Below are 17,213 nucleotides of genomic sequence, written 5' to 3' on the forward strand. Positions count from 1 at the left end.
TTATTTCCTGTCCCAGGAGAGAATGAGGCGTTCAAGAAAAGCCACCAGCGCGTTAAAACACAGCATCATCAGCATGACCAGCACGATGCCAGCCAGCACAATGTTCATACCGAAGTTGGAGCTACCGAGCAGGATCATGTGTCCGACACCGGCATCCGAAGAGATGTATTCGCCGACGATGGCGCCGACCAGCGCAAATCCGACGTTGAGACGCAATCCCGACAGCACCCACAACATCGCCGACGGCACCACCAGTTTGAAGAAAATGGTGCCGCGTCCAGCGTTGAAGGATCGCAGCAAGTTGATTAAGTCGGGATCGGTACGCATCGCACCTTTATAAGACGTGGTCAGCGACACCACCACGCAGGAGAACGCGACGATCACCACTTTCGACAGCATTTCAGTGCCGAACCAGATGATGGTCATCGGCGCAATCGCCAGCACTGGAATCGAGCCAATCGCCGCAATAAACGGCGCCGCCAAATCGGAGATAAAGCGCGAGTACCACAGCAGCAAGCCCAATATCGAACCACCGATCGCACCGACGGCAAAACCGACCAATGTTTCAACTGCCGTAATGCGAATGTCGCTGAGCATCTCACCGCTCTGGAAGCGCTGCACCAGCACATCCCACACTTGCGATGGGCTGGAGAATAGAAACGCATTGATATTGCCGCTGCGCACGCCCAGCTCCCAACCGCCGAGCAGCACCACCACAATGGCAATCTGCAACACCAATAGCGTGTAACGTCGCGCGTTCGCCGAGCGGAAGAAGGTTTCGCGCGTGCCGCGATTGGCGGTCGCGCTGACCGTTGGGCGCGTAGACACCGTATTCATCGCCATATCATCCTCTCGTTAGTTAACCGGTTCGGGCTGCGTGCCGATGCTGCGCCAGATAAGTTCGTAATATTCATTGAAGCGCGGCGCTAAGCGACGCTCGGGAATCGATAAACTGTCGGTGCCGAGATCGACTTCAATCTCTTGCACGATTTCGCCCGGACGCGCCTTCATCACGTAGACGCGATCCGATAACGTCACCGCTTCCTCGATATCGTGAGTAATGAAAATCACCGTTTTGTGCTGCTCCTTCACCACGCTAAGCAACTCGCTTTCCAGCGCGATTTTCAGTGGGTAATCCAGCGCTTTGTAGGCTTCATCCATCAGGATGATTTCCGGATTGGTCACCATGGTGCGCATCAGTGCCACGCGCTGTTTCATGCCGCCGGACAGCTGCGACGGATATTTCTGCTCGTAGCCGGTCATTTTGTAGAGCTCAAACAGTTCACGGGCTTTGGCGCGCGCTTCGGCTTTCGGCGTACCGCGTACTTCGAGGCCGAGAATCACGTTGTCGATCACCGTGCGCCACGGGAACAGCAAATCCTTTTGCAGCACGTAACCGAGTTCCGGCGATGGCGTGCCGGTGGTTTCGCGATTTTTCAGCAAAATGCTGCCGCTATCGGGCATCAACAGGCCGGTGATAATGTTGAACAGCGTCGATTTACCGCAGCCGCTCGGACCGACAAACGAGACAAATTCATCGCGGTTGGCGTGGAAGTTCAGGTTACGTAGCACCGTCACTTCACCATCCGGCGTGGGATAACTTTTATGGATACCGGCGGCTTCCAGAACCTTACTCATGGCTTTCCCCCAAAGGTCGCGCGTGGCGATTGTGAACCGTCAACGGCGAAGGCGGCGCCTGCACCGGAACGTAATCTTTCAAGAAGTGATAACCGAGGTAGTCGCTGCTGCGCGCACGCAAAATGGCGGATTGGATTTCTACGTTAACGATCGCCATGCCCTCACTGGTGCCGCTGTCGGCGAGGATATTGCCGAGCGGATCGATGATGCGGCTGTGGCCGTGATAGTGCAGATTGCCGTGCTGACCGCACAGGTTGGATTCAATCATCCAGCACTGATTTTCCAGCGCGCGCACCCGACCAAACAGCGTGTAGCTATCGACCATCGGATCGGCATCGCCTGCGCTGCCATCACCGGCATAACCCCACGCCGTGGGCATGATCATGATATCCGCGCCTTTTAACGCTAATTCGCGCGTGCTTTCTGGGAACACTTTGTCGTAGCAAATCAGCATGCCGATGCGGCCAATTGCGGTGTTGAACACCGGAAAATCGCTGCCGGGATAGTAAACATGTTTCTCGTCGCCGGGCTGGTGCACTTTGCGGTACACGCCGATTAACCCTTGCGGCCCCAGTAATACCGCGCTGTTGAACAGCACTTCGGCACGTTCCGGATGGCGTTCAGTCATGCCGAACACCACATGCAATCCCAGCTCGCTGGCGGCACGTTGCAACGCTAAAACGCTCTCGCCTTGCGGCACCACTTCGGCTTGTTGCATCTGCCACGCCACCGCATCGCCGTTCCAGTTAAGCGTGTCTGGCAAGTAGCCTTGCAAAACCTGCTCCGGGAACACCACCAAATCTGCGCCTTCTTCGGCGGCGTGCGCCATCCATGTCAGCAAGTTGCTGAGATTACGTGCTTTATCGTAAAACGCCGGCAAAGTGACGCTAGCTATGGTGATCGCGTTCATGGCAACAGTTCCCAGAAGTTTTTTTCTAAACTGCTACTTAACGCACACTAAGACCAATACATTTTTCTTATAGGAAATTTTTTATCATATGTGAGAAAGTACCCGTCACGTTCACTCTGCGGAAGAGAATCTGCATCATGAAAACCACCCGACAGCATGAAGCCTCCGGGCTGGGCGCAGCCACCACTGGCGAGCAAGATTTTGGTATGCGTATCAAAACGATACGTCAGGCGCGCGAGCTGACGCTGGAACAAGTCGCCGAGTTAAGCAGCGTGTCGATTTCGACGCTTTCGAAGATTGAAAAAGGCCAGGTTTCCGCTTCGTTCGATACCATCGCCAAGATCGCCAGCGCCTTTGATTACTCGCTAGCTGAGTTGTTTGCTGAGGATTTGCCAGATTCACCCGTGACCAGCGGCGCGATTCAGGGCCGCCGAACTTATACGCTGGCAGGTAAAGGCATTGCTTTCACCAATCCCTATTTTCGCTATGAAGTGCATGCGGCTGAATTGCTGGTGAAAGGCATGATTCCGGTGGTGATGGGCATTGAAACCCAGCAATTGCCGCCGCCGGAAGCGTGGTCACAACATGCGGGCGAAGAGTTTATTTATGTGCTGAGCGGCGAAGTGATGCTGCACACGCAGTTGTATGCGCCATTGCGGATGGCGCAAGGTGATAGCGCGTATATCGATAGCACCATGCGCCATACCTTTGTGCGGCTGAGCGATGAAGCGGCCAGTTTGATTTCGATTTGCCAGACTGAGAAATTGGATATTGAGGATTTGGCGCGCGGCATTTAGCATCATCTCGTGATAAATGTTAATGCCCGCACGTATCGTAGCGGCGCAATTTATTGCGCAATTTCACAGCGCTGAAAGGGCCAAAAGAACGCGATAAATCGCGCCGCTACGGTATGTGCATTTTGAAAATTCGGTGAGGAACATCACGAATGGCAGCAAAGGAACACCATTATCAGGTTACGGTGCGTTGGACCGGCAATCGCGGCGAGGGCACAACATCCTATACCGCATACGATCGCAACAGCGAGTTGATTGCCACTGGCAAACAAACCGTGGCAATGAGCGCCGATCCGGCATTTCGCGGCGATGCATCGCGATGGAATCCTGAAGAACTGCTGCTAGCGTCGGCGTCAGCATGCCACAAACTGTGGTATCTGCACCTGTGCGCCGATGCAGGAATCGTGGTGGAAGCCTATGAAGATGCAGCGGAAGGTACCATGATTGAAGGTACGCGCGGCCGATTTACCCAGATAACCTTGAAACCGCGCATTGCGTTGCGCGATCCAGCAGATGAGGAGCGCGCACGTGAATTACATCATCAGGCACATGAAGCGTGCTATGTGGCTAATTCGCTTAACTTTCCGGTGAACTGCGAACCGCAGTTCGAGTGATTTACGCCGCACCGGCCAGCGGGGATTGCCAGAGACGCACGCCGTTGCGGCCAGCGCGTTTCACATCGTATAGCGCTTCATCCGCGTGACGCAGCCAATGACGGATGGTTTCCGCATTGGCCGCCGCAGCAATACCAATACTCACCGAGCAACGAAACTCCGCTGACGCCGGTAAACGCACCTGCGCGATCTTCTCTTTCAGCCGCTCCGCCAGCGCTACCACCGATTCATCGGTAGCGTGGTGCACAATCACACCCAGTTCATCACCGCCAAAACGCGCAGGAATGTCCTGTAAGCCAACATGATTACGCAGCAGCGCCGAGATCTCCGCCAGCAGAAAATCTCCGGCTTCATGGCCCCACGTATCGTTGACTGATTTGAAGTAATCGAGGTCCATCAACAACAAATAACCCGAGCTATCGCCACGCCGTGTGCTGAGGAATTCGCTCTCCAAACGACGTTCGAACAAACGCCGATTGGGGATTTCCAAACCGGGATCCATCAGCGCAATACGTTCCAGTTCGCGGTTTCGTTTGCGCAGTTGCCAGGTGAGATTGTAGGAAGTTACGCTCAGCACCAGCATGTAACAGGTCGCCAGCGGCAAGGTCAACCACACCGTTTGTGCGCTAAAAGCCAGATGCACACCGGCACCATCCACCAGCCAAACCATGACAAACGCGCAAAGAAACGCCTGCATCGCTGCGATCAACTGCGCTGCGCCACCAGCGGCATAACGATCTGATGCCAGCACCGCCATGATGATAAATGAGGGCAGCGGACTCAGCGCCATCAACGCCACCCAAATGCCGCCAAACGCGGCATCAAGGGTTAAATTGTGGCGCTCCGTTGCAGTGGAATCATCCGCGCGTAGTGCACGTTGGTAAGCCAGCCACGGCCAGATAAAAGCATTCACAAACAACAGCGCGCTAAACGCTAGTCCACGATTCATCTCCATCAACACGGAGAGAATCGGGAAGAAACAGAGAAATGTGCCGAGTTGGCGCATGATCAACATGCGACGAACGAAGCGCTGGGAACGCCGCTTCAAATGGCTATCGTCAGGTGAGTAGTAGTTCATGCACGGGAAGTATCAGATCGACAAGAATTGCAGTTTAACGGGAATTGTTATCAGCTGAATGCTTTATTTTAAGAATATTTACCTTGCACTTTCACAACCGCACAAAAAAGTCGCATTTTGATCATTTACGAATCTGCTGTTGCAGCAAAATCCCAGAGTTGCATGATTTGATCAATCGCCAGCTCCACCTCATTCAAGGGAATGTCATCGCGTGCCAGCGTTGATATGCCCAGCAGGAAACTGTCGAAACTCACTGCCAGCGCGCGCGTGCTGCGATTATCCTGCAACTCACCCGCCGCAATTCCCCGTTCAATGCAATGGCGAATCCCTTCACGCGTACGGCGACGCGAATTTTCCAGCGGCAGCAATAGCGACTTACTCTCTGTGGAGCAGGTAAACAAGGCACTCAACGCCACCATGCAGCCACGCGGATGGCTAGGTTCATATTGCATCTGCGCAGAATTACGCAGTGCCGTTTGTAACGCGTCGCGAGGAGGTAAAGCCTCATCCCACAGCGGTTCCGTAACCTGCGCATGGGTTTTGAGATAACACTCTACCGCTTCGTTAAACAGTGCTTCTTTTGAGCCAAAGGCCGCATAAAAGCTAGGCGCGGTAATGCCTTTGCCTATCGAGGCTTTCAACATGGCGAGCGAGGTTGAATCGTAACCATTTTGCCAAAATAAATGCATGGCACTTTTCACGGCTTCTTCCCGGTCAAACTGTCTTGGTCGGCCTGTTTTCATCTGCGATTCCTCCGCGATTTATACTAATCGATACATATTTAATTGACAACGGTTGGATCCGCAACGCAACATATATACCGATCGATATATATTTAGTTGCCATTACGGCAAATTCTCAACTCACTGACAGGCTGAATGATGAAACAACAGGAAGCGACACAATTGCCGGTTTTTGCCCTGCTGGCTTTGGCAATGGCTGGCTTTATCTGTATTTTGACCGAAACCATCCCCGCCGGATTGCTGCCAGAAATCAGCGCCGGGTTAAATATCTCTCCTTCGTTAGCCGGGCAACTGGTTACCGCTTATGCGGCAGGTTCTCTGGTAGCGGCAATTCCTCTGACGCTGATGACCCGTAGCTGGTCACGTCGCAGCGTGCTTTTGAGTACCGTGGCGGGATTTCTGATTTTCAACACGTTAACGGCGATCTCTGCAAACGTTACAGTGATCCTCGTCGCACGCTTTCTCGCCGGCGCTTCGGCAGGATTGGCGTGGAGCCTGATCGCTGGCTATGCGCGCAGAATGGTGGTTCCGTCACTGCACGGTCGCGCGCTGGCGTTGGCGATGATCGGCACGCCGATTGCCTTATCGCTTGGCGTTCCGGCCGGTACGTGGATGGGCGCATTTCTGGGCTGGCGACTGACGTTTGCGGTAATGTCCGGGCTTTCGATCATCCTGATTGGCTGGATACTGCTGGCCGTGCCGAATTATGCTGGTAACGCTGACACGCAGAAAATGTCGCTGGGTGCGGTGCTGTCGATTCGCGGCGTGAAATCCGTGCTGGCGGTGGTGCTGACGTGGATGCTGGCTCACAACATTCTGTATACCTATATCGCGCCCTTTATCGCACCATCTGGCCTTGCTGGAAGAGTTGATCTGGTGCTGCTGGCATTTGGTGTGGCTGCGCTGTGCGGGATTTTTGTCACCGGAAAAATCATCGATAGCCACCTGCGCAAAGCGGTGTTGCTATCACTCATGGTTTTTGCCGCGGTGGCGCTGATTTTTGGGCTTGGTGCTAAAGATCCGGCGGTGATTTATCTCGGCGTTGCCGTTTGGGGATTAACTTTCGGCGGTGCCGCAACGCTGCTGCAAACCGCGCTGGCTGATGCAGCGGGTGAACATGCCGATGTGGCTTTATCGATGAATGTGGTGACGTGGAACAGTGCGATTGCGCTGGGAGGGCTAACGGGCGGTGTGCTGCTGGATCACTTTGGTTCCGGCGCTTTTCCCTGGGCGCTTCTACTGCTGCTAATCATTGCTGTGGTGGTGGTTATACGCTCTGAACAGGGTTTCCCGCGCGCCAATAAGCACTCTGCTGAGGCGGTGAGAAGCCAATAATGTTTGCGGCCAAAGGATGATCAAATCATCCTTTGGCCGCTGCAAATATCGATTGTTTAGCGCGTGGCGCCCTGCAACCTAAACTGCGCCACCAACCGTTCCAGCATCATCGCTTGCTCTTCCAATGAGTTTGCCGAGTGCGAAGAAGCGCTAACCAAAGTGGCATTTTGCTGCGTAGTGGTATCGAGTTCACCGACTGCGCGCGCAATCTGCTCAATGCCGCGACTTTGCTCATCTGATGCGGCGGAAATCTCTTCCATGATGCCGTTCACCCGCGCAATGCTATTCACAATTTGTTCCATGGTTTCACCGGCACGCGCAACCTGCTGGTGGCCATTGCTGATGCGTCCTACCGATTCGCTGATCAACTGCTCAATGTCTTTTGCCGCACCGGCGCTGCGCTGCGCCAGATTGCGTACTTCACTGGCAACCACCGCGAATCCACGGCCTTGCTCACCGGCGCGCGCCGCTTCGACGGCGGCGTTCAGCGCCAGAATGTTGGTCTGGAACGCGATGCTATTGATCACGGCGGTGATGTCGGCGATTTTCTTCGAGCTATCTGAAATTTCGCCCATGGTATTCACCACATCACGCACCGCAATGCCGCCCTGATTGGCGTTGTGCGAGGCTTCTGCCGCGATTTGGCTGGCCTGACGCGCATTGGCGGCGTTGTTTTTCACCGTGGCGGTAAGCTGCTCCATGCTGGCGGCCGTTTCGACCACTGCCGCCGCTTGCTGTTCAGTGCGCGATGACAAATCGAGATTGCCCTGATTAATCGCGCTGGCCGCCTGCGATACGCTGCTAACGCTACTCAGCACATCGCCAATCATGCTGCGCAAACGTTCGTTCATACGCCCCATTGCTGAGGTCAGTTTGCCAAGTTCGTCATGACGATCGGTAGCGAACTGCGAACTGAGATCGCCGCTGGCAATGCGTTCCGCCAAGGCTAAGTTGTGGAATACCGGACGAGTAATCTGGCGAATGATGTACCACGCCACCAAAATACCGAACAGAATCGCCAGGCCGCCAATCAACAAGGAAATCGCCGCTGAACCGTTCGCCAGTTCATCGTTACGCGCCTTGACGATGGTGATGATCTTTTTGATCGCCGCGCTGCTGTTATCACCCGCGACTTTCACGGTATCTTCCGCCGCACGCAGCTGACCGTAAGCATCTGCCGCTTGCAGGCTCAGGCTTTTGAATTTTTCGGTGTCCTGCCAAACCGCATTAAATTCGCCCTGCTGTTCCGGCGGCAACTGCGCTAACAACGCTTTCATGCCTTGATCGGCCTGCTGGAAATGCGTTTCCAGCGTTTTGCGCAGCGCATCGGTCACGTTAAAGCGCAACGCCCAGGCTTCTTCACGCACGTTGCTGATAGCAAAAAGCTGTTGGTAGATTTGGTTGGTGATGTCGGGATTGGTGACAGGTGTACGAATTAGTTGCGTGTAGCGCGCGGTCATGTCCTGCTGGCTCAAGCTATCAAGCTGGGAACGCAGGCTGTTAAGTTGCTGCGTCGCTTGCGTCATCGCGCCAATGCTGTTCTGGAAGCTGGCGAGATGCGTACCCAGTTGATCCACTAATTGTCGGGTATCATCGCCCCAACTCAGCTGCTTCGCTTCATTGTTCAACTGCTGCGCATGGGTGACGTAATTCGCCATCACCTGACCGGATTTATCATCGCCATAAAGGTATTTAAGTCGGTTAATTTTGGCCTGAAATACTTCGATGTTGATGTCATAAATCAGATTAGTTTTCTGATAGATGTCGTGAATAGCGTTGAAACGCTGCACGCTGAGCCCGGTTGCCAGCGCCACTAACAACAGCACGATGCCGAATCCTGCCGACAATTTACGGGTGATGCGCACATTACGTAATCGGGATACCAGCCCCATGTTCCCTACTCCTGCGATTGTTGTTTTTGTAAAGTTTGTAAAGGAGTTATCGGAGCGAAACGGGAATTGTTTAAAGCGATGGCACAAAAAAACGCAGAATGTTTAACATGCGCCGCCAGAGCACGGCGCAGCGGTATTAACGGTGGGATTGTGGCGCTAACTGGCTGATAAATAAACCAGCCGCACTGACGGCATCCACCGCCACTTTGCCTAACTGTTGGCGGATGCTGTCGCCAAGCGCGATGGTGGAAAATCCAGTGCAGGAGAAAGCAATCACTTCGATACCTTCTCGATACAAGCTATCGGCGCAGGCCAACGCGCTGGCACGGCCTTCAGCACTCAGCAAATCGGTGGTATTCAGCACACCTTCAGGCCGCGCATAACGTACTGATTCACCCAACAACTGACGGAATGGCGCGGGCGCAGCAGCACCAATCCCCATCACCGCAACCGGACGTTTTAACATGCACGCAATGCTTGCCGACGCTGAACCGGCGCTAATCACCGGAATAGCAACCGCCGCACGCAATGGCGCTAATCCAGGATCGGCGGCGCAGCTGAGAAACAGCGCATTACACCCGTCCGCTTCCAGTTGCTGGCCTAGCGTTACGATTTTTGGCACCGCCAACGCTTCGCTCGCATCATCAAAGATGCCTTTATGTTGGTCGGGAATCGCCCGGCTAAGCGAATTGATGCCGTATTCCTGCTGAATCAAGCGACCATGTTCTTCTACAAAGTGCTGATCCGGATGGGTCAGCACACGAATAATCCCCAGCATAATTAACTCCTGATAACGTTATTGTTGTCGTGATGTGGACAATAAATTGTCAGTTTTGCTGGGCAGCGGCAACTGTTGCCTGACGTCACTAATCAGTGAGCGTTGCCGCCACGTTGGTGATCACTTCGCGCAGCCAGCGATGTGCGGGATTGTCCTGCGTGCGGCGATGCCAGAGTAAATCAAACGGAATGGTCGGCAATTCAATCGGTGGCTGGAATACTTTTATCAACGCTTGATTGCCAGCGTGTTTGCCGACACGACTCAGCACGGTGGCGACAAAATCGGTGCCGGGCAGCAAAGCGGGGACGGAAAACATGGTTGGCAACGTGAGGCTGACGTCACGCACCAAGCCATGCTCACGCAATTTCTGATCGACTAATCCATAACGATTGCCTTCGGGAGAAACCAGAATATGACGCATCGCGGCAAAGGTTTTCAGGTCCATCTGTTCCGCGGCAAAAACATGATCATGTCCAACCATCGTGACAAAACCATCGCTTAACAGCGGAGACGAAAGGATGCGGTTTTCCGCTTTGGTCGGCGGTACACCAATCGCGATATCAATTTTACCGGCGTCCAATAATCCCACCGACTCATCACGATCGGTGAAATAGCGCACATGAATGCTGCAATTAGGCGCTAATAGCGCCAATTGATGCGTAAGCGCTGGAAGCAGCACTTGCAGCGGATATTCGGTCAATCCCAAGGTAAAACTGCGCGCCTTGGCAATCGGATCGAAACTTTCAGCAGGATTCATCAGGCTTCTCACCTGCCCTAACGCTTCGCCAACCGGCACCGCAATCTCCCGCGCTTTGGGCGTTGGCAGCAACCCTTCGGCGCTGCGTATAAACAGCGGATCATCAAATAGGCGCCGCAAACGTGATAACGCGGCACTCATCGCCGGTTGACTCACGCCCGCCATCGCTGCCGCCTTAGTGACATTGCGTTCCAGCATCAACGCGTTAAACGCCACCAGCAGATTGAGATCGAATCCATCAAAATTCATATTTTGTATAACGCTGTATATTATCTATTTGTTGGATTGATAGTGACAGAATCGGGAATACTGCACAAGCCGGTGAGATGCACCGTTAACTTGTTGCAAGGAATCCAAAATGTCTGAACAGAATCAACGCCTAAAAGCCGAGCGTGACGCAGTGGAAATGCTGTATCGTGCTTTCAGTGATAAGAATCCGGACTTGCTGAATTTAGCGGTAACCGACGATTGGCAGGACATTCCGCTGGCGCCAGGACAAGGCCCAGGTCCGGAAGGTTTTAAACCGATGCTTGCGGGCTTTATCAGCGCCTTCCCGGATATCAACATCATCGTGCACGACATGGTGCAAGAGCCGGGGAAAATCGCGGTGCGTGCGGAAATCACCGGGACGCATCAAGGGGAATTTATGGGGATTGCGCCAACCGGACGCAGCATTAGCATTCGTCTGCATGAGTTTCATTTGCTGAATGGTGAACGCGTGACCACAACCTGGCATATGGAAGATTGGCTGGCGATGTTCCAGCAATTGGGGCAATTTCCGCCGCAATAGAAGGCGAAAAAATTTAGCTTTTACTAATAAAGACCAAATTAATCAGCGCCTTAATTATTTCCGAATTGGCGATTTCAGGTTGAAATCGCCCGCAATGGTGCAGGCGATTTAACGGCTTACCAGCGCGTGGCTTGCACATCAATAACGAAACGATACTTCACATCGCCTTGTAACATGCGGGCAAAAGCACTTTCAATCTGTTCACCGGCAATCAACTCGATATCAGCGATGATGTTGTGTTTGCCACAGAAATCCAGCATTTCCTGGGTTTCCTGAATGCTACCAATCGACGAGCCGCTGATGCTAAGACGGCGATTTACCATTGGCGTCACGTTTGGCGATTGATGCGGCTGCTCTGGAATGCCGACCAGCACTAAACGACCGTTGGTTTTCAATGTCGCTAAATAGGGATCGAGATCGTGCGGCGCTGATACACAATCAATGATGAAATCCAGCGATGTTTGCGCCTCTGCCATTTGCTGCGCATCACGTGAAACCACGACATGCTTCGCACCTAAACGTTTTGCATCTGCACCTTTGGCTGGGGAAGTGGTGAATAACGTCACTTCTGCGCCCATCGCGTTCGCCAGTTTGACTGCCATATGTCCAAGGCCGCCCAATCCGACCACACCAACTTTATCGCCGGCTTTCACGCCAAAGTGACGCAGCGGAGACCAAACGGTAACGCCCGCGCACAGCAACGGCGCAACACCAGCCAGTGGCAAGGTTTGCGGCACAGAAACCACAAAGTGTTGATCGACCACCACATTCTGCGCGTATCCGCCCCACGTACTGTCGCCGGTGACTTTGTCGATGCCGTTGTAGGTGGCAACAAAGCCGGACTCACAATACTGCTCCTCTTTCTGCTGGCAGAAATGGCATTCGCGGCAGGAATCCACCATCACGCCAACGCCAACAATATCGCCAGCTTTGAAATGAGTCACCTCTGCGCCGGTTTCTACCACGCGGCCGACAATTTCATGGCCTGGCACCAATGGATAGCGGCTCACCGCCCATTCATTGCGCGCCATGTGCAAATCTGAATGGCAAACGCCGCAGTAAAGGATTTCAATTTTTACGTCCTGCTGCTGCACAGGACGCAGTGCGATTTGGTCTGAAGAGAGCGGTTTTGCGGCGTCGCGCGCAACTAATGCATTGATTTTCAAGGTGCCTCCGAAATGAACTGGCTTTGGCTGGGTGAAGGCGGCAGACTATAGTGAACATGGTGCGAAATTGATAGTAGTCACCATTTGGTGACCATAAGAGGAGAATGAAAACGATGCCCGCTTATGTCGATGGCAAATTATTCTTTTACGCCGATTCCCCACCGCGCCGCTTGATGGAATTGTTTTCCGTAAAATGGAGCAGCATGGTGTTGCACGCGCTTTATCACTGGCCAAATCATCGCGCGCGAACCGGTGAGTTGCAGCGTAGCTTGCAGGGAATATCGAAGAAGATGTTGTTTCAAACGTTGAAAGAACTGGAACAGCGCGGATTGATCACCCGCCACGTTCACGATGTGATCCCGCCTAAGGTGGATTATCGCTTAACGCCGCTCGGCATGACATTTGCCGCGCCGATTGAGCAGATGTATCAATGGGGATTAGAAAATCAGGCGGCGTTGGATGCAATGGAAAAGCATTATCGCGCGACTACGGACGCGCCATCAGACGCGCCACACAATCCCGATCCTGCTGCCGACGTGGATTGAATACCACCAAACTTAAACCCGGTTTGCCTTCCACCGCGAACGTACTGTATTCCAGCTCCAGCACGCCTTCATCCGGCAACCACATTTGTTTGATGCCTTCGCCATGCTGGCTGACTTCCTGCGATTGCCACAGCTGGCGGAAGGTTTCGCTCATCGCGCTGAGTTCCTCCACCAGCGCGCGCACATGTTCACTGGCACCTGTCCGCGCCACATCGGCACGGAAATTTGCCACCATGCCGCGCGTGACCTGATGCCAGTCCGGCAGCCGCTTTTTCATCTCTTCATGGCGGAACATCATCAATAAAATATTGCGCTGTTCAGGCGGCAATTGCGCGTAATCGACAAACACTTTGGTGGCGGCACGATTCCACGCCACCACTTGCCACTCGGCGGTTTTCACCAGCGCGGGCGAGTTTTCCATGCTATCCAGTACACGTTGCAGTGAAGGCGAAACATCAACGCCCGCTTGCCACGTCACACCCGGTAAACGATTCTGCGCCAGCAAGAACAGGTGATCGCGCTCGGCTGCGCTGAGCTCAAGCGCTTTAGCCAAACGCTCCAGCACTTCTTCCGAAGGTGCGCCACCCCTGCCCTGCTCTAACCAGGTGTACCACGTGGTGCTGACGCAAGCGCGCACCGCCACTTCTTCACGGCGCAAACCCGGCGTGCGGCGACGCAATAACGGGTAACCGAGTTTCGTCGCGTCCAGACGCTGGCGACGTTCACGCAGATAGTTGCCGAGCACATTGTCGTCTTGCTGAGTCATGGCGTTATCCTGTTAGTGCATATACCTGTATAAGCTCACGGCTGTTCGTCGCGCCGCAGGCTTTTATCATAGTGCTTCAACTTCGATTACGTGGAGCACGATTATGCGAATTTTTGTGACTGGGGCGAGCGGGTTTATTGGCTCCGCCATTGTGAAAAAATTACAGGCGCGTGGTTATCAAGTGCAAGGTTTGGCGCGTAGTGATGCCTCTGCGGAGAAACTCCAGCAGCAAGGTGTACAGGTGATTCGCGGCGATTTAGAAGATCTTGCTAGTTTGCGAAATGCGGTTGAGCAAAGCGATGGCGTGATTCATGCCGGATATATCCACGATTTTAGCCGTATGGATCATGCCGCCGCAGTGGATCTGCGCGCCATTCAGGCGATGGGCGATGTTTTGGCAGGTTCGAATCGTCCATTGATTGTGACTTCGGGCACCGCACTGGTCTCACCCGGACGCCTGGCCACTGAAGACATTCAGCCGAGTGCTGGTGTACATCCTCGATCAAATTCGAATATTGCGGCGTTAGCGTTAGCTGACAAAGGCGTGCGCGTGGCGTTGATACGTTTACCGCCAACCGTTCATGGCGCGGGCGATCATGGTTTCATCCCGATGATCATTAATATGGCGAAAGAGAAAGGCGCGGCGGTTTACATCAACCAAGGTGAAAATCGCTGGCCAGCCGTGCATCGCGACGATGCAGCGGAACTGTTTTGTCTTGCCGCTGAACAGGCTGAACCGGGTGCGATTCTGCATGCCGTGCAAGAGGAAGGCATCGCATTCCGCCAGATCGCCGAAACCATTGGTGCAGGGTTGTCGCTGCCGGTGAAAAGCTTATCGGCTGAAGAGGCCAAAGCGTGGTTAGGTTGGATGGCGTTCTTTGCCGCTACCGATAATCCTTCATCCAGCGCGTGGACGCGTAAGACGTTCAACTGGCAACCAACCGGGCCGGGATTGTTAGAGGATATGCGCGAGGCGGGATATTTTAACTAATGCGTTGTGGTCGCCAAAAATGGCGACCTTCCGCTATTTCTGAATGATCAACTAAACGGTTCTTCGCGTGCCAGTAAGCGAGCAATCACGTTGAGCGCGCCTTCGTCATTGTTGCTGTCTGTTTTATAACGCGATACCGCGGCAACTGGCGCAGCGGCGTTGGCCATCGCAAAGCTGTAGCAAGCCTGGCGCAGCATTTCGAGATCGTTGGCGCTATCGCCGATTGCGACCACTTCGCAATCATCAATGCCCCATTTTTCCTGCAATAGCGCGATGCCGTGTGCTTTATGGCAGCCAGGAATGATCAGATCGACAAAGCCAAAGCCACTGGAAACCGGATGCATGATGTTTTCAATTGCGCCAAGTTCGGCATGCAAACGCTCCATTAACGCATCAACGCCTTCATGCGCCAGATTGAGCGAAAATTTGAAAATGGTATCGTCGATATCGTACAAATTGTCGCGCTTTTCGAGACGATGATAATGATTTGCCAACATGCCAATCACTTCGTCAGACATGGAAGTGTGCACATAGGCCCCATCGCGTCCGCATACTACGGTGCTGATATCCGGTTCTTTCGCCAGGATATCGAGGATTTGATGCACGCGCTCTGGCGCCAATTCGCCGCAAAAAATCTCTTCATTGCTATCAGAAACCCACGCGCCGTTTTCCGCGACAAAGGCGATTTCATCTTTAATCTCAGGGAAGTAGCGTTGAAGCTGATAGTACTGATTGCCGCTGGCGACCACAAATCGAATGCCCTTCTCTTTTAGCAATGCATACTGACGTGCAAAACGCTGCGCGTTGTATTGCTTGTTGTCATCAAGAAAAGTCCCATCCATATCCACCGCAATCATTTTCACTGCCATTTTGCTCTCCCGTATTGCCCATCCGGCATTAAAAAGGTTTTTGTTAAGCTTACTCGCGGTGTGGATTATTGAGAATGTGAATAATGAGTTTGTTAACCGCTTTCAGAGATTTCCAGCCCATCTTTTACTGTAAATCAGCGCCCTTTTCTCTGATCCAGGCACAGAACATCTGCGCCATGTCCTGCGCGTAGGCCTGAATCTCGGCTGGCGTGCGCGGCGATTCAGAGAAATGCTTACCAACATTGCCCAATGTGCTGTTGATTAAATCACTGGCGCGCGCCCGTTCATCGGCATCCATTTGCGGAAGGAGTTCCAGCAAAAAATCACTCATCACATTCTCACCCGCTGTACGTGCTTGCTGCACTTCTGGCGCATCACGATACAGCGGCGCAGCATCGTTGAGCGCGGTGCGCATCGCCGCCTCTTCACACTCCGATTGCAGGAATGCCAACGTAAGATCATGGATACGCTGTCGTGGCGTATGCGCCTGATTGCGCAAAATGGTGCCGAGTAAATCGCCGGTGCGCTGCCATTCCTCGCTTTGTAAACGGAACAGAATAGCCGCCTTATTGGGAAAATATTGGTACAGCGATCCAATACTGACGCCCGCACGTTCAGCCACGCGCGCCGTAGTAAAACGCGCCGCACCTTCCTGCTCTAAAACCTGAGTAGCCGCTTGCAAAATGGCTGAAACCAGCTCATTCGAACGTGCCTGCTTGGGCCTTTTCCTCTGTGAAATCTTAGTGTTAGGTTGCTCAGCCATTTGTCTTTCCTGAACACGAATAGTGAAACGCGAGTAATTCATCGTATTCTGTTGGCACAGCAAAATCCATCCTGATAACAAGGAACTTACGATGAATACATTGACCTCAGCGCCATTGGCACCGCTGCTGAATTACCTGTTTGAACTGGCCGATAACATGGCGCATCCGACCAATGATGCGTTCAGGAAAATGTCAGATGCCGAGCAAAATCGTCTGTTGCAGAGCAAAACCGATTACCTCGAACTTTATGGCCATTTGAAGGAAGTACCGCTCGCCGTTTCGCGTGAAACCGGCAAGTTGTTGTACATGCTGGCGCGCAGCAGCAAGGCACGCACCATTATCGAATTTGGTACCTCGTTTGGTATTTCCACGCTGCATTTAGCCGCGGCTGTGCGCGATAACGGCGGCGGCAACATCATCACCAGTGAATTTGAGCCGGGCAAAGTGGCGTTGGCGCGCAATCACTTCGCCGATGCAGGCGTCAATGATTTGATTGAAGTGCGCGTCGGCGATGCCTTAGAAACCTTGAGCAGTGATTTGCCACCAGTTATTGACATGCTGGTGCTGGATGGGGCGAAGGCGATCTATCCAGAGATTCTGGCGTTAGTGCAGCCTTATTTGCGTGCAGGTGCGTTGATCGTCGCCGATGATGCCGACTTTAGCCCGGAATATCTCGAACGGGTGCACAGCAGCAAGGAATTTATGTCGCTGCCGTTTGCCGATGGCGTTGAAGTGTCAATGTGGTTAGGAAACGCGTGAATAAAGTTGGTCGCCAAAACTGGC

At 53.4% G+C, this 17,213-nt stretch carries 19 protein-coding genes; 7 read left to right on the forward strand and 12 right to left on the reverse strand.

What is annotated here, in order from left to right; all coding sequences use genetic code 11:
* From ABDW13_RS01485 to ABDW13_RS01495, 3 genes are read right to left on the reverse strand one after another with little or no spacing between them, the layout of a single operon-like run.
* On the reverse strand, positions 1-837 hold the full coding sequence (locus ABDW13_RS01485; protein WP_343550612.1) for an ABC transporter permease: 837 nt from the start codon (positions 835-837) through the stop codon (positions 1-3).
* 18 nt (positions 838-855) lie between these two features.
* Entirely contained in the window at positions 856-1,638 is a 783-nt protein-coding gene (locus ABDW13_RS01490) for an ABC transporter ATP-binding protein (protein ID WP_343550613.1), read from the reverse strand.
* Positions 1,631-2,548, reverse strand: a complete 918-nt coding sequence (locus tag ABDW13_RS01495) for a carbon-nitrogen hydrolase family protein (RefSeq protein WP_343550615.1) — start codon at positions 2,546-2,548, stop codon at positions 1,631-1,633. Before ABDW13_RS01495 ends, ABDW13_RS01490 begins: the two co-directional genes overlap by 8 nt.
* A gap of 137 nt (positions 2,549-2,685) precedes the next feature.
* Here ABDW13_RS01495 and ABDW13_RS01500 point away from each other — a divergent pair, with 137 nt between their 5' ends.
* Positions 2,686-3,345 carry an XRE family transcriptional regulator gene (locus ABDW13_RS01500; protein ID WP_343550617.1) on the forward strand — a complete coding sequence of 220 codons (660 nt, stop codon included), beginning with the start codon at positions 2,686-2,688 and terminating at the stop codon, positions 3,343-3,345.
* 149 nt (positions 3,346-3,494) lie between these two features.
* Complete coding sequence (locus ABDW13_RS01505; protein ID WP_343550619.1) at positions 3,495-3,956, forward strand: OsmC family protein; 462 nt, start codon at positions 3,495-3,497, stop codon at positions 3,954-3,956.
* Position 3,957: 1 nt separating this feature from the next.
* Here the strand turns inward: ABDW13_RS01505 and ABDW13_RS01510 are convergent, their stop codons facing one another.
* Positions 3,958-5,034, reverse strand: a complete 1,077-nt coding sequence (locus ABDW13_RS01510) for a diguanylate cyclase (RefSeq protein ID WP_343550620.1) — start codon at positions 5,032-5,034, stop codon at positions 3,958-3,960.
* Positions 5,035-5,159: 125 nt separating this feature from the next.
* Entirely contained in the window at positions 5,160-5,777 is a 618-nt protein-coding gene (locus tag ABDW13_RS01515; RefSeq protein WP_343550621.1) for a TetR/AcrR family transcriptional regulator, read from the reverse strand.
* A gap of 138 nt (positions 5,778-5,915) precedes the next feature.
* Between ABDW13_RS01515 and ABDW13_RS01520 the strand changes: the two genes are divergently transcribed.
* Positions 5,916-7,112: an MFS transporter gene (locus ABDW13_RS01520; RefSeq protein WP_343550622.1), complete on the forward strand. Its 1,197-nt coding sequence runs from the start codon at positions 5,916-5,918 to the stop codon at positions 7,110-7,112.
* Between the two features lie 56 nt (positions 7,113-7,168).
* On the opposite strand, the gene ABDW13_RS01525 is transcribed toward ABDW13_RS01520, so the two are convergent.
* The 3 genes from ABDW13_RS01525 to ABDW13_RS01535 all read right to left on the reverse strand — a co-directional run bounded on the left by ABDW13_RS01525 (position 7,169) and on the right by ABDW13_RS01535 (position 10,788).
* Positions 7,169-9,004 carry a methyl-accepting chemotaxis protein gene (locus ABDW13_RS01525; RefSeq protein ID WP_343550623.1) on the reverse strand — a complete coding sequence of 612 codons (1,836 nt, stop codon included), beginning with the start codon at positions 9,002-9,004 and terminating at the stop codon, positions 7,169-7,171.
* Between the two features lie 136 nt (positions 9,005-9,140).
* Positions 9,141-9,782, reverse strand: coding sequence for an aspartate/glutamate racemase family protein (locus tag ABDW13_RS01530; protein WP_343550624.1), 642 nt, complete (start codon positions 9,780-9,782; stop codon positions 9,141-9,143).
* Between the two features lie 88 nt (positions 9,783-9,870).
* Positions 9,871-10,788, reverse strand: a complete 918-nt coding sequence (locus tag ABDW13_RS01535; RefSeq protein WP_343550625.1) for a LysR family transcriptional regulator — start codon at positions 10,786-10,788, stop codon at positions 9,871-9,873.
* A 109-nt stretch (positions 10,789-10,897) separates the two neighbouring features.
* On the opposite strand from ABDW13_RS01535, the gene ABDW13_RS01540 reads away from it, so the two are divergent.
* A complete protein-coding gene (locus ABDW13_RS01540; RefSeq protein WP_343550626.1) occupies positions 10,898-11,329 on the forward strand; it encodes an ester cyclase in 432 nt (143 codons plus the stop codon).
* 116 nt (positions 11,330-11,445) lie between these two features.
* Here ABDW13_RS01540 and ABDW13_RS01545 read toward each other — a convergent pair whose 3' ends face one another.
* A complete protein-coding gene (locus ABDW13_RS01545; protein WP_343550627.1) occupies positions 11,446-12,495 on the reverse strand; it encodes an NAD(P)-dependent alcohol dehydrogenase in 1,050 nt (349 codons plus the stop codon).
* Positions 12,496-12,608: 113 nt separating this feature from the next.
* On the opposite strand from ABDW13_RS01545, the gene ABDW13_RS01550 reads away from it, so the two are divergent.
* A complete protein-coding gene (locus ABDW13_RS01550) occupies positions 12,609-13,040 on the forward strand; it encodes a helix-turn-helix domain-containing protein (RefSeq protein WP_343550660.1) in 432 nt (143 codons plus the stop codon).
* On the opposite strand, the gene ABDW13_RS01555 is transcribed toward ABDW13_RS01550, so the two are convergent.
* The gene (locus ABDW13_RS01555) at positions 12,982-13,806 is read right to left on the reverse strand and encodes a helix-turn-helix transcriptional regulator (protein ID WP_343550628.1); all 825 of its coding nucleotides are present in this window, start codon (positions 13,804-13,806) and stop codon (positions 12,982-12,984) included. The genes ABDW13_RS01550 and ABDW13_RS01555 overlap by 59 nt on opposite strands.
* A 103-nt stretch (positions 13,807-13,909) precedes the next feature.
* On the opposite strand from ABDW13_RS01555, the gene ABDW13_RS01560 reads away from it, so the two are divergent.
* A complete protein-coding gene (locus tag ABDW13_RS01560) occupies positions 13,910-14,797 on the forward strand; it encodes an SDR family oxidoreductase (protein WP_343550629.1) in 888 nt (295 codons plus the stop codon).
* Between the two features lie 47 nt (positions 14,798-14,844).
* Here ABDW13_RS01560 and ABDW13_RS01565 read toward each other — a convergent pair whose 3' ends face one another.
* Both ABDW13_RS01565 and ABDW13_RS01570 read right to left on the reverse strand, forming a co-directional pair.
* Positions 14,845-15,666 carry a Cof-type HAD-IIB family hydrolase gene (locus ABDW13_RS01565; RefSeq protein ID WP_343550630.1) on the reverse strand — a complete coding sequence of 274 codons (822 nt, stop codon included), beginning with the start codon at positions 15,664-15,666 and terminating at the stop codon, positions 14,845-14,847.
* Between the two features lie 124 nt (positions 15,667-15,790).
* The gene (locus tag ABDW13_RS01570) at positions 15,791-16,429 is read right to left on the reverse strand and encodes a TetR family transcriptional regulator (protein WP_343550631.1); all 639 of its coding nucleotides are present in this window, start codon (positions 16,427-16,429) and stop codon (positions 15,791-15,793) included.
* A gap of 91 nt (positions 16,430-16,520) precedes the next feature.
* On the opposite strand from ABDW13_RS01570, the gene ABDW13_RS01575 reads away from it, so the two are divergent.
* Positions 16,521-17,189 carry an O-methyltransferase gene (locus ABDW13_RS01575; protein ID WP_343550632.1) on the forward strand — a complete coding sequence of 223 codons (669 nt, stop codon included), beginning with the start codon at positions 16,521-16,523 and terminating at the stop codon, positions 17,187-17,189.
* The last annotated feature ends 24 nt before the right edge of the window (positions 17,190-17,213 follow it).

It is taken from the genome of Pantoea sp., assembly GCF_039594315.1.
GTDB lineage: Bacteria > Pseudomonadota > Gammaproteobacteria > Enterobacterales > Enterobacteriaceae > Pantoea.